The sequence below is a fragment of the Acuticoccus yangtzensis genome (assembly GCF_001927245.1).
GTDB classification, from domain to species: Bacteria; Pseudomonadota; Alphaproteobacteria; order Rhizobiales; family Amorphaceae; genus Acuticoccus; species Acuticoccus yangtzensis.
Genome location: NZ_MJUX01000004.1, coordinates 137,315 through 150,036 on the forward strand (window position 1 = coordinate 137,315; position 12,722 = coordinate 150,036).

At 70.2% G+C, this 12,722-nt stretch carries 10 protein-coding genes; 3 read left to right on the forward strand and 7 right to left on the reverse strand.

Annotation, left to right across the window (positions count from 1 at the left end; genetic code table 11):
* Window positions 1-110: 110 nt before the first annotated feature.
* Complete coding sequence (locus BIX52_RS12045; RefSeq protein ID WP_075221336.1) at window positions 111-1,097, forward strand: glycosyltransferase; 987 nt, start codon at window positions 111-113, stop codon at window positions 1,095-1,097.
* Window positions 1,094-2,317, forward strand: coding sequence for a hypothetical protein (locus tag BIX52_RS12050; protein ID WP_075221337.1), 1,224 nt, complete (start codon window positions 1,094-1,096; stop codon window positions 2,315-2,317). Before BIX52_RS12045 ends, BIX52_RS12050 begins: the two co-directional genes overlap by 4 nt.
* Here the strand turns inward: BIX52_RS12050 and BIX52_RS12055 are convergent.
* Entirely contained in the window at window positions 2,314-3,219 is a 906-nt protein-coding gene (locus BIX52_RS12055; RefSeq protein WP_075221338.1) for a LysR substrate-binding domain-containing protein, read from the reverse strand. The genes BIX52_RS12050 and BIX52_RS12055 overlap by 4 nt on opposite strands.
* Window positions 3,220-3,334: 115 nt before the next feature.
* Here BIX52_RS12055 and BIX52_RS12060 point away from each other — a divergent pair, with 115 nt between their 5' ends.
* Window positions 3,335-4,390, forward strand: coding sequence for a YeiH family protein (locus tag BIX52_RS12060; protein WP_083660193.1), 1,056 nt, complete (start codon window positions 3,335-3,337; stop codon window positions 4,388-4,390).
* Between the two features lie 25 nt (window positions 4,391-4,415).
* Here BIX52_RS12060 and BIX52_RS23670 read toward each other — a convergent pair whose 3' ends face one another.
* Genes BIX52_RS23670 through BIX52_RS12090 form a run of 6 tightly spaced genes read right to left on the reverse strand, consistent with a single transcriptional unit; the run spans window position 4,416 to window position 12,435 of the window.
* On the reverse strand, window positions 4,416-6,842 hold the full coding sequence (locus tag BIX52_RS23670; protein WP_245803182.1) for an amidase: 2,427 nt from the start codon (window positions 6,840-6,842) through the stop codon (window positions 4,416-4,418).
* The gene (locus tag BIX52_RS12070; RefSeq protein WP_075221339.1) at window positions 6,839-7,567 is read right to left on the reverse strand and encodes an ATP-binding cassette domain-containing protein; all 729 of its coding nucleotides are present in this window, start codon (window positions 7,565-7,567) and stop codon (window positions 6,839-6,841) included. The genes BIX52_RS23670 and BIX52_RS12070 overlap by 4 nt, the downstream gene beginning before the upstream one ends.
* Before the next feature lie 4 nt (window positions 7,568-7,571).
* Window positions 7,572-8,612: a branched-chain amino acid ABC transporter permease gene (locus BIX52_RS12075; protein WP_075221340.1), complete on the reverse strand. Its 1,041-nt coding sequence runs from the start codon at window positions 8,610-8,612 to the stop codon at window positions 7,572-7,574.
* Complete coding sequence (locus BIX52_RS12080) at window positions 8,609-9,478, reverse strand: branched-chain amino acid ABC transporter permease (protein WP_075221341.1); 870 nt, start codon at window positions 9,476-9,478, stop codon at window positions 8,609-8,611. Before BIX52_RS12080 ends, BIX52_RS12075 begins: the two co-directional genes overlap by 4 nt.
* Window positions 9,479-9,532: 54 nt before the next feature.
* Window positions 9,533-10,819 (reverse strand): urea ABC transporter substrate-binding protein, encoded by a 1,287-nt coding sequence (locus tag BIX52_RS12085; RefSeq protein WP_342743832.1) that lies wholly within the window; start codon window positions 10,817-10,819, stop codon window positions 9,533-9,535.
* Entirely contained in the window at window positions 10,816-12,435 is a 1,620-nt protein-coding gene (locus BIX52_RS12090; protein ID WP_139312761.1) for a flotillin family protein, read from the reverse strand. The genes BIX52_RS12085 and BIX52_RS12090 overlap by 4 nt, the downstream gene beginning before the upstream one ends.
* Window positions 12,436-12,722: the final 287 nt, after the last annotated feature.

The following is a 12,722-nucleotide window of genomic DNA, read 5'->3' on the forward strand; positions in this document are numbered from 1 at the left end:
ACACGTCCGCGCCTGCCGATCCGACCGCGCCCGCACGCCGGACGCGCGCCGCCAGTGCGGCCCCGGTGGCGGCAGGTGACGGCTATCCAACAGCCGCCGTAAGACCCGCGATGATCGGCTATCCCGCGACCACGGGCCGGGCGGCCGTGCGGGCGCAGCGGCATGGCGTCAGCGTGATCCTCCCGTTCGCCCGAGCCGACGCGGGGCTGGAGGCAGCGGCGGCCTCGGTCTGGTCGCAGGCGGGCGTCGCGGCGGAAGTCGTGTTCGTCGACACCGGCGCCGGCCCGGCCGACCGGCTGCGGGCCGAGCGTCTCGCCGCGGACGGCCCGTCGGCGATGGTCCGCGCGCCCGCACGGCGAGGCGCGGCGCTGGCGGCGGGGTTCGCCGCGGCGGCCCATCCGGTCCTCTCCACGCTGGATGCCGACACGGTGCTCACCCCCGGCACCTTGAAGGCGGCCCACGCGGCGCTGACGGCGGACCCGCGCGCCGTCGTGGTGGCGCCGGAGGAGCGCACCTTCGCTGTCGGCACCGTCGCCTTCCCGTTCGCCCCGCTCGGCACGCTGAAGGGCGGCGCGTTGACGGCCCACATCGCTGCCGACCCGTCCGCCGTCCCCGCTCAGATCACCATCACGCGCACCCTTTATGGCCGCACGCTGGGGGCGGACGCGCGGCTCGGCCCCTTCGCCATATGGTCGCTGGCGCTGGAACTGACGGGATTCGCCTCCGCCTTCGTGCGGCTGGACGGCACGGGGCACATCGCCCGCCCGCGCCCCACGGGCGTCACGCCCGGCGCGGCGGCGCTCGACCTCGCCCGCGCGGTCCTTGCCCACGGCGACATGTTGGCAACCCGCTTCGGCGCCGAGTCGATCGGCATGCTGGGCGCGGCCCTGGCCGCCATCGGCGCCGGCGAGGCGGTGCGCGACGGGATCGCCGCCCTCACCCGACGCGCCGCCTTCGAGGGCGCCGTCCTCTCCGACCTCAGGGCGCTGCGCCGCGCGGTGGATGCCAACACCGACCATGCCACCGGCAACGCCGCGGATCCGGGCGCCCGGCTCGCCGCAGCCTTCGCCGCCGTCGCGCAAAAAGTGGACGCATGACGGACACGCTGCCACCGTTCGATCATTTCACCAGCATCGCCCCGGTCGGCATCGCGGCGCAGGTGGAGAAGCTCGCCACATGGCACGCGGTCCACGGCCGCCCGGTCTTCACCGTCAACCACCCGCGCGAGATCGACGCGCTGAGGGCCGAAATTCCGCCCTGGGTGGTTCCGGTAGAGGCCCCCTTCACGCGCGCCTTCGGGCGGGACTACCTGCCGCTTCACGCACTGATGGCGGGGATGCTCGCCGCCGCCCGTGCCGACGCCTCGCGCTACCTCTTCACCAACTCCGACATCATGGTGCGCACCGCGGAGGACGCCGCCGCTATCCTCACCGCGCCGGCCGACCTCGCCTTCGCCTCACGGCTGGACGTGAAGTCCGACGGCACGGCGCTGCAGCCTTATACCGACGGGTTCGACGTGTTCGCCTTCACTCCCTCCGCGCTCGGCGTGCTGGAGAGGGACGACCTCGCCCTCGGCATGCCGTGGTGGGACTACATGGTGCCGCTCTTCGCCATCGTCGCAGGGCACACCGTGCGGCGGGTGGACGGGGCCGCCTTCCCCCACGTGGTCCATGCGCAGCGCTGGTCGAAGGTCGCCTACCAGGACATCGGCCTCGGCTGCCTGAAGGACATCGCGCCCGACCTGATGGAAGGGGCCGAGGTGACGGGCGCCACCATCACCAGCTTCGCCCGCTTCACCAACGACATTTTGAATAGCGACGCAGCCGGCGGCGGGGACGGTGCGGACGCCGCCGCCGTGACGGGCGGACTGCGCGAGGATATCCGCCGCGGCATCCGCAACATCTTCCACGCCGAGGCGGCGGGAGCGGGCGGCTATCGCCCGGTGCGCACGCTTCTGTCGGCGGAGGGGGCGGCGGCCGGCGTCAGCGTCGCCGCCAAGTCGCCCGCCACGTTCGAGCGCACGGCGGCGGGCTGGCGCCTCAGCCGCAACGGCGCGCCCTATGGCGGCGCGGGCGAGATCGTCGCCCCCGTCGACCGCGGCGGGCGGTACAGGGTGACGATGAGTTTCGCCGCGGTCGGCAAGCGGCTCAACGTCAAGGTCGCCGGCGAGCGGTTCTCGCTGACCGGGCCGCAGACGGTGTCGTGGTCGGTGTTCGCGCCGCACGAACGGCTGACCATCGCGCTGGATCCCGCCGAGGACGCGCGCGGCACCGCCACGCTGACGGCGCTGACCCTCACGCGGATCACCGCCGGTTAGGCGGTCACGCGGGCGATCAGCGCCGCGGAGGCGCGGGTTTTGTGGCGCTGCGGGTGGGTCAGCAGCGCGAACGGGCGCACCGGTCGCGGCGCCCAGGTGATGCGCCGCAGGGCGAGGCGGCGCGAACGAAACGCCCCGACCGCCCGGCGCGACAGGATCGCCCCGACGACGCCCGCACCGGCCGCGCCCCCGCCCGCACCGACCGCCGCCAACACCGCCTCGTTGGAGGGAAGCTCGAGCGCCACGTCGAGATCGGCTGCGGCAAGCCCCATGGCCGCGAAGTGCGCCTCCACCGCCGAGCGCGTGCCGGACCCCGTTTCGCGCAAGACCCAGCGCATGGCGCGGTAGTCGTCGGTGGTGAAGGCCGGTCGGCGTGCGGCCTCGGCCTGGCGCGCCAGAACAAGCACCAGCTCGTCCCGTGCCACGACGCGGCGGACGAGGTCGCTGTCCGGTAATTCGCCCTCCACGAAGCCGACGTCCGCCGTGCCCGCCATCACCGCCTCGGCGGCGCCGGCCGTGTTCGTCACCGTCAGCGCGATGTCGACGCCGGGGTGATCGGCATGGAAGGCCATCAGATGCGGCGGCAGCCAGTAGCTCGCGACCGTCTGGCTGGCGAAGATGCGCAGGCGACCGCGCGTCTCGTTGGCGAGATCGTCCAGCACGAGGGCGGCGCTCTGCGCTTCGCCCAGAAGGCGGCGGGCGACGTCCATGAAGGTGCGCCCCGCCTCGGTCGGGACGATGCCGCGCCCCACCCGGTCGAACAGCTTCACCCCGTGCTGCGCCTCGAGCGCGGCGACGGCGGACGAGACCGCCGACTGGGTGAGGTTCAGCGCTTCGGCCGCGCGGGTGACGTGCTGGCGTTCGGCAACGGCGAGGAAGATGCGGACCTGATCGAGTGTCATGGCCCAATCATCGGCAAAATCGATTGGTTCGCCAAGTATATTCAATTGGATCGAATGGTCGGGCGCTGTCACATTGGCGTCATCGCCCCTCGTTTCGCGCGCCGGAGGATCCGCCATGCCGATCACCGCCCCTGTTCCCGCCCCGGCATCCACACCGGGCGCTGCGGTTGCCGTGCAGGATCGGCTCGCGCCGCTGCTGCCGGGCCTCGGCGTCGCGGCGCTGCTTGCGGCGGTGGCGGTGCCGGCGGCACGGCTGACGGGGTCGCCGCTGGTCAGCCCCATGGTGCTGGCGATGGTGGCGGGCATCCTCATCCGCAACGTTGCCGGACCGCTGCCGGGGCTGACGCCAGGCCTGAAGGTGGCGATGCGCCCGGTGCTGCGGGCGGGCATCGTCCTCCTCGGCGCGCGGCTGACCTTCGGCGACCTCGGCGCCATCGGCCTGTCGGGCGCGGCGGTGGTGACGGTGGCGCTCGTCTCCACCTTCCTCGCCACCACGCTGGCGGCGCGGGTGCTGGGCGTGGAGCGCGGCCTCGGTCAGTTGATCGCGGCGGGAACGTCCGTCTGCGGCGCATCGGCGGTGATGGCGGTGAACACCGTCACCCGCGCGCCGGATGAGGATGTCGCCTACGCCATCGCCTGCGTGACGGTGTTCGGCTCGCTGTCGATGCTGCTGTTCCCGCTGCTGGCGGCCCCGCTCGGCTTCTCGGCCGAGGCCTACGGGCTGTGGGCGGGGGCGAGCATCCACGAAGTGGCGCAGGCGGTCGGCGCCGGGTTCGCCCACGGCGACGTGGCGGGCGAGGTCGGCACGGTGGCAAAGCTCGGCCGGGTGATCCTGTTGGCGCCGCTGCTCCTCACACTGGGCGCCCTCGCCTCGCGCCGCCGCGGCCCGGACGGTGCTAATGGTGCCGCCCCGCGTGCGCCGCTGCCGTGGTTCGTGTTCGGCTTCCTCGCCGTGGTGGCGCTCAACTCGGCGGTGGCGCTGCCCGGCGCGGCGGTCAGCGGGGCGGGCACGCTCTCCCTCCTGTGCCTCACCATGGCGCTGGGCGCGATGGGGCTGGAAACGGACCTGAAGAAGCTCCGCCTCAAGGGCGTGCGGCCGCTGCTTCTCGGCGCCTTCGCCTGGGTCTTCATCGCCGTCGCGGCGGGGGTGATGGTCGCCCTCACCGCCTGACCGGCCACGGCGCCCGGAGAGGGTCTCAGACCCGCATCGCCGTCCAGTCGCCCGCGCCCTCGAAGGCGGCGGCGGCCTGGTAGATCGTCGACTCGCCCCAGTGCTTGGCCGTCAGCATCATGCCCACCGGCAGCTCGTCCTCCATGCCGCACGGGATCGACATGGACGGGTGGCCGGTGATGTCGAACGGGGCGGTGTTCTCGATCATCTCGAACGCGCGCTGCACGACGAGGCCGAGCGGGGCGTCCGCGGGCGGGATCGGCGGGGCGCGCATCGGCGTGGTCGGCATGATGAGGATGTCGTAGCTCGCCAGCATGTTGTCGTAGGCGGCGCGCAGGTTGCGGGCCTGGTTCTGCGCCTTGGCGTAATAGTGGCCGCGGTGGAAACGCTGGAAATATTCGCCGACGAACATGGTGATCTTCAAGGGGTCGGCCAGCTCGTCCGCCCGTGAGCGCCAGTTGGCGTGGTAGTCGAGCAGGCTCGTGGTGTGCAGGCCCTTCCAGCCGGTGCCCATGCCGTTGCCGCGCATCATCTGGTTGGTGCCGCCCTCGGCCGCGATGGGGAGCCACACCGCCATCGCCTTGGCGTGCCAGGGGATGGACACCTCGTCCACCGTGGCGCCCAGCTTGCGGAAGAGGTCGGCCGCCTTGCGCACGGAGGCATCCACCACCTGTTCGGACTCCGGCCGCCCGAAGCCCTCGCGCACCAGCGCCATGCGCATGCCCCGCACGCCGCGGCCGAGCGCGGCGCGGTAGGCGTCCACCTTGGGCGCATATTGGCGCGGGTCCAGCCCGTCCTTTCCGGCGATCACCTCCAGGCACAGCGCGTTGTCGTGCACGTTGGCGGTCATCGGCCCGGTGTGGTCGATGGTGGTTTCGATCGGCATCACCCCCGAATAAGGGACCAGGCCGTGGGTCGGCTTCATGCCGTAGATGCCGCAGAAGGAGGCCGGCATGCGGATCGACCCGCCCTGATCGCCACCGATAGCGATGTCGACCTCCCCCGCCGCCACCAGCGCGCCGGAGCCGGACGAGGAGCCGCCCGTGGTGTGGCCCATCTTGCGCGGGTTCTGCACAGGCCCGGTGGCGTTGGTGTGCGAGCCGCCGGAGAAGCAGAAATATTCGCAGTGCGCCTTGCCCTTGATGGTGGCGCCCGCCTCCAGCATCCAGGTGACGATGGTCGCGTCCACGTCCGGCACATATCCCTTCAGCGTGGAGGCGCCGTTCATCATCGGCACCCCGGCGAGGCACACGTTGTCCTTCAGGGCGACGGTCTTGCCGGCGAGCGGCCCGCGCGGGGCACCCTTGATGTCGGTCTTCACGTACCAGGCATTGTAGGGGTTGTCCTCGGGCGCCGGGCGGTGGCCGGAGGTGCGCGGGAAGAGCACTTCCGGCAGGTTGTCCGGCATCGCGTCGAGGATGTCGTAGGTTTTGATCGACGCTTCCATCAGCGCCATGAACTCTTTCAGCCGCTCGTCGGACAGGTGCATGCCGAAGTCTTCGGTGATGGCCTTCATCTGGGCCAGCGACGGGCGTTGGACGGTCATGCGGGCGTGCCTTTGGACAGGTTCGGGCCGGAAGAGATCGGGTGCGGCGGTCTTCGGTGCGGCGGGTTTCGGCGCCGACGCAGTGGCAGGTTTGGGCGCTGCGGGCTTGGGCGCGGTCGGCTTGGGCGCGGTCGGCTTGGGCGCCGCGCGGCCCCCCTTGGCGTTGAGGCCGGTGAATTCGGCGATCAGCGGCGCGTCCTTGAAGTCGGCGCGGTCGATCACCCCGGCCACCTGGCCCTTGTTGAGGAGCACCAGCTTGTCGGACAGGTCGGTGATGAATTCCAGGTTCTGCTCGACCAGCAGGATGGAGAGGCCGCGCACTTTGGCAAGCTCGCGCAGCTTGTCCTCGATCATGTCGACGATGGAGGGCTGGATGCCCTCGGTCGGCTCGTCGAGCAGCAGAAGCTCCGGCCCGGAGACGAGGCAGCGGGCGAGCGCCAGCAACTGCTGCTCCCCGCCCGACAGCGCGCCGCCGGCACGGTCCAGCAGCCGTTCGAGCTGCGGGAACTCGGCCAGCATGGCGTCGATCGCCGCGCCCTCGTCGGCGGCGCCGTGGGCGGCGATGCCCATGCGCAGATTGTCCCGCACCGACAGCATGGGGAAGATGCCGCGCCCCTGCGGCACGTAGCCCATGCCGAGGCGCGAGCGGGCGTGGGACTTCTCGCGGGTGATGTCCATCCCGTCGAAGTGGACGCTGCCGCCGGTGGCGGGGACGAGGCCCATGAGGGTCTTGAGCAGCGTCGTCTTGCCCATGCCGTTGTGGCCGAGGATGCCGACGATCTCGCCCTCGCCCACCCACACGTCCACCCCGTGGAGCACCGGAACGCGGCCGTAGCCAGCGCGCAGACCCTTGACGTTGAGGAGCGTCGGGGCGCGCACCGGGCGGTCGACGTCCTGCGCGGTCAATGTTTGTGCCCCAGGTAGACGTCGCGCACGGTGGGGTCGGCCGACACCTCGTCCATCGTGCCTTCGATGAGGATGGCGCCGCGGTGGAACACCGTCACCTTCTGGGCGATGGCGCGGATGAAGTTCATGTCGTGCTCCACGACGATCAGGGTGGCGGTCTCGTTGATGGCGCGGATGAGGCCCGCGGTGAATTCGGTCTCCTCGTCGGTCATGCCGGCGGCGGGTTCGTCGAGAAGCACCAGCCAGGGTTCGGCGGCGACGACCATGGCAAGCTCCACCCACTGGCGTTGACCGTGGGCGAGCGCGCCGACCTGGCGGCGGCGGATGTCGCCGAGGCGCACGCGCTCCACGGTCTCGGCCGTCAGCGCCGCGGCCTTCTTGTCCGGGTGGAAGCGGCGGCTCGCCAGCCAGATGTTTTCTTCCACCGACAGCGCGTCGAACACGTTCGGCACCTGCGTCTTGATGCCGACGCCGAGTTCGGCCACCTGGTGCGGATCGGCGCCCGTGGTGTCGACGCCGTTGATGGTCACGGTGCCTTCGGTCGGCTTCAACTGACCGGTGAGGCATTTGAAGAAGGTCGATTTGCCCGCACCGTTGGGGCCGATGAGGCAGCGCAGCTCGCCCTTGTCGAGCTGGAAATCCACCCGCTCGTTGGCCACCACGCCGCCGAACCGCATGGTGAGGTCCTGCGTTTCCAAGACCGTTTCGCGCCGTTGACGTGCCATGGCCCTACTCCGCCGGCTGCATGGCGCGGCGGCCTGCGCGCACACGGGCCCGCCCCGCCTTGGCCGAGCGGCGGGGCCGCGCGACGCGCTCCATCACCCACGGCACCACGCCCTTGGGCAGCAGAAGCACGAAGCCGATCAGAACGAGGCCGAGCACCATGTTGGCGTTCACCGTCTGCTGCGTGCCGAGCCACGAGGTGAGGTAGAAGATGCCGAAGGCGCCCAGCACTGGGCCGATCAAGGTGCCGCGCCCGCCGACGATCACCCAGATGATCGCCTGCGCCGCATAGGGAAGGCCGAAGAGGTCCGGCGTGACGCGGCCGATGCCGTTAGCCATCAAGATGCCAGCGAGGCCCGCGAGGCCGCCGCCGATGGAAAACAGGCCGAGCTTGTAGAGGCGCGTGTCGTAGCCGATCAGCTCGGCCCGCGTCTCGTTCTCGCGGATCGCCACGCAGACGCGGCCGAAGTGGGTGCGCGTCAGCCAGATGCAGCCGAAATAAGCGATGAGCAGCGCCCCCATGGCGACGTAGAACATCTGCGTCGGGAACAGCATGGCGCCGGACCACGGCACCTGCAGCGGCGGCGCGGAGGTGCCGTTGAAGCCGCCCAGCAGCGCGGTGCCGATCTTGTACTCGGGCCCGGAGGTGCGGCGGATGAGGTTGAAGAGGATCAGCGTCACCGTCAGCGTGATCACGCCGAGATAGACGTCCGAGATGCGGCCCCAGAACATGAAGTAGCCGAGGATCGCGGCGGCGGCGGCGGCGACCAGGATGGCGACGATCACCGCGCCCGTGGTGTCGCCGAAGTTCTGCGCGGCGACCGCGTAGGCATAGGCGCCGAGGCCGAAGAAGGTGGTCTGGCCGAAGCACAGGATGCCGCCGAAGCCCCAGACGAGGCCGAGCGAGAGGGCGAGGACGGCGAGCGCGATCGCCGTCGTCAGGTTGATGACGGTGAAGAGCTGCAGCACCTGCGGCGCGCCGAACATGAAGACGAGGCCGATGAGGCCGACGGCGACGAGGCGCCCTTTGTCGGGCCAGCGGTTCACAGGCCGCGCCTGAAGAAGCGGCCGGTGATGCCGGTGGGAAGGAGCCGCAGCAGTACGATGGCGGCGACGAGGAGCGCCACCTCACCCACCGTGGGGCCGGTGATGAAGGTGATCGCCTGGTTGATGAAGCCGAGCAGCGCCGCCGCCGATGCCGTGCCCGCAAGGATCGCCGCGCCGCCGGAAATCACGGTGATGAACGCTTTGGCGATATAGGCCGCGCCGATGGTGGGGACGACGCCGGTGATCGGCGCCAGAAGCGCCCCCGCAAGGCCCGCCACCGCCGCGCCGAGGCCGAAGGTGATCATGTAGATGGTGGAGGTCGACACGCCGAGCGCGGCCGCCATGTCCGCCCGCTGCATGGTGCCGCGCGCGAGAAGGCCGAGTTTGGTGAACTTCAGCACCGCGTAGACGAGGGCGAACAGCGCCAGAGTGACGGCGATGAGGAAGAGCTCGTAGCCGGAGGTGAAGAAGTCGCCGATCTTCAGCGCGCCGACGGGGGGCGAGACGGTGGTGGTCGTCGTCGGCCCGAAGATGGTGGTCACCAGGCCGATGAGGAAGAGCGACAGGCCCCAGGTGGCAAGCAGCGTGTCGACCATGCGGCCATAGAGGAAGCGGATCAGCACCCGCTCGACGACGACGCCGATCAGCCCCACCACCACCGGCGCCAGGATCAGCATGGCGAACCACAGGTTCACCCCGTTGTTGGTGGCGACGACGACGGTGTAGCCGCCGAGCATCAGGAACTCGCCGTGGGCGAGGTTGATGACCCGCATCATCCCGAAGATGATCGCAAGGCCGAGGCCGATGAGCGCGAGGTTCGCGATCCCATAGGCCACCTGCAGGACGATGACGGCGGCGTAGTCCACCCAGAACTCCGGTATGCGGGAGGAAGCGACGGCCGCGGGGCCGCCGCGGGGTCGTTATTCGATGCCGGCGGCGGCCAGACCGTTCTCGAAATAGAAGGTCGACTGGTTGGGGTTCTCGTCGAGGTCGCAGACGAGCAGCGTATCGGCGGGCGGCTGGGCCTCGAATTCCTCGATGATCTCGATCTTCTGGTTCTTGATCTCGCCGATATAGACGTTCTGCAACGCGTGGTTCGTCTTCGGCTCGATGGTCATGGTGCCGGACGGCCCGTCGAAGCTGACGGGGCTGCGCAGCGCGTCGATGACGGCCATGCGGTCCTTGGTGCCGGCCTTCTTCACCGCTTCCGCCCACAACATCACGCCCTCGTAGGAGCGCGCCGTGGTCTCGCCGATATAGGGGATCTCTTCGGACGAGGAGGCGCGCAGCTTCTCGACGAACTCCGCGTTGGCGGGGGTGTCGATCTCCTCGAAGTAGCCGTAGGCGAGGAGCATGCCTTCCGCCGCCTCGGGCGAGACGAGGAGGTGCTCGCCGCCGAGCGCGAAGGTGGTGGAGGCGAGCGGGATCTCGGTCGTCAGCCCCGCCGAGGCATATTGGCGGTAGAAGGAGATGTGCGCCGCGCCGACGAGAGCGGACATGACGAAATCGGGCTTTGCGGCCTGGATCTTCTGGATCGACGGGCCGAAGTTGGACACGTCGAGCGGGAAGAACTCGATGTCGACCGTCTCGCCGCCATTGTCCTCGACGTATTTCTTCACCCACTGGGCGGTGATCTGGCCGTAGTTGTAGTCGGCGGCGACCACGTAGACCTTTTTGCCGAACCGCTCCATGGCGAACGGCACCAGCTTTTCCACCGTCTGCGCCGGGGTGGAGCCGGTGCAGAAGTTGTTCATGTCGCACACCCCGCCCTCGTAGAGCGTGTTGTAGAAGTAGAGCGACTGGTAGCGGTTCAGGAGCGGGCGGATGGCCTCACGCGAGGCGGACGTGATGCCGGCGTGGACCACGTCCGCCCGGTCGCCCGCCGCCGCCTGGGTGGCGAACTGGGTGTAGAACTGGATGGTGGTCTGCGGGTCGTAGCTGATCAGCTCCACCTCGGCTCCGTTGAGGCCGCCCGCGGCGTTGATCTCGTCGACGGCCATCTTCGTGGCGGCCAGCATCGGCCGGCCGAGGAGGTCCAGCCCGCCGGACTGGTCGAGGATCGCCGCCAGCTTGATGGTGTCGTTCGCGCGGGCGCGGCCGACGATGCCGGGCGCGGCCAGCACCAGGGACGCGGCGGAAGCGCTCTTGAGAAGCGTGCGGCGGTTCATCGTCATCGTCTGTCCCCCTCGTTGCGTGGCGCGGCTCATTCGGCCGCCTCGCTGGTGCCGTCGCTGGCGGTGGTCTTGCCGCCGGTTTTGCCGGCCAGGCCGCTGGTGACGCGGTCCATGCTGCCGGAGATGTTCATGCCGATGTCTTCGCCGAGCTTCTGGACGGCGGGCAGTTGCAGCGCCATCGACAGGATGCCGTCGACCACCTGGTTCACCATCGGCCCGTCGCCGCCGCCGGAGCCGCCACCCCCGCCGGACACGGGGCCGAAGCCGGACACGTGGTTGATGCGGATGGATTCGATCTTCTCGGCCGGGCGGACCATCTCGCGCACCACCTCGGGCAGCGCCTCCACCTTGGCGAGGTCGAGCTTCATCTTGATGATCTCGGCGGACTGGGCGTTCTCGGCCGCGTAGAGCGCGCTCTCGCCCTCCGCCTTCGCCAGCAGCTCGGCCTTCAGCGCCTCGGCCTTGGTGCGGGTGGCTTCGGCCTCGGCGGCGGCCATGGCGCGCACGGTGCCGGCTTCCGACGCGACGCGGGTGTCGTCCACCTCCGCCGCCTCGCGGGCCTTGATGACGGCGAGGGCACGGGTGCGTTCGGCGACGGCCTTCTCGCGCGCGGTGGCGACGTCCTCGCGCGCGGCGGCCTCCTCGGCGATCGCGGCCTGGGCGTTGGCCGTCGCGGCCGCCTCCTCCGCCTTCTTGGCGGCGAGCTTCACCTCGGTGTCGGCCCGCGCGGCCTCCACGGCGAGGCGCGACTGAAGGCTCAACTCGTCGATCTCACGCGCCGATTGGATCTCCTTGGCGCGCACCTCCATGTCCCGGCGGATGCGGGCATATTCGCGCCGCTCCTCGCTCTCGGACTGCTTCTCGGCGGTCTCGGCCATGGTGCGCGCGCGATGGCTCTCGATCGCGAGGTTCTGGGCGAGCTGCGCCTCCTCCTCCTCCTGCTCGATGATCAGCTTGCGCTTCGTCGCGTCGAGGTGGGACTGGCGCACGGCCACATCGGCCGCGTCCTCGATCTCCGCCCGCTCGCGCCGGTTGGTGGCGATGACTTCGGCCAGGCGGCGCATGCCGACTGCGTTGAAGGCGTTGTTCTGGTCCAGCGTGCCGAACGGCGTCTGATCGAGCCGGGTGAGCGAAACGGCCTCCAGGGTCAGCCCGTTGGCGGCGACGCGCTCGGCGAGCGCCTCGGTCACCTCGGCGACGTATTTGCCGCGATTGTCCTGCAGGGCGTCCATCGTATAGGTCGCGGCGACCGACAGCAGCGCGTCGACGAGCTTGCCTTCCAGAAGGTCCTCGACGTCGGACGCGCGCACCTTTCCGCCGAGCGCCTGGGCCGCGGTCGCCACCCCCTCGTCGGTCGGGCGGACGCGGACGTAGAACTCGGCGGTGGCGTCGATCCTGAGGCGGTCCTTGGTGATGATGGAGGTCTCGCCGGTGCGCTCCACCTCCAGGCGCATCGTCTTCATGTTCACTTCGGCGACGCGGTGGAGGATCGGAAGCGCCAGCGCGCCGCCGTCAAGCACGACGCGCTGACCGCCGAGGCCGGTGCGCACGAGGGCCGTTTCGCGGGTGGCCTTCACGTAAAAGCGATTGAGGAAAAGGATCGCCACCACGGCGACGATCAGGATCAGAAGCACGATGATCCAGCCCACGGACACCCTCCACGTTTCGTGCCGGTCCGCTGCAACGCTTATGCCATTTGCTGCCGATGGGATGCCGTTTGCGGTTTACCGCGATCGTCCGCACAGTCAGGCGGCGCGCAACGAAGGTATAATTTTCAGGCGCTTGGGATCGGCTCAGGATACGGCCCGGCGGCGCATTTTGGCATGCCAAACTCTGCTTATGTCCGATGCGCCGGTGCCATGGGTCGCAGCGCCGCCCCGGCCCGTCGGACGAGCTTTGGCGGCCAGTGAACGGCGGAGGGGTCCGTGTCGGCACA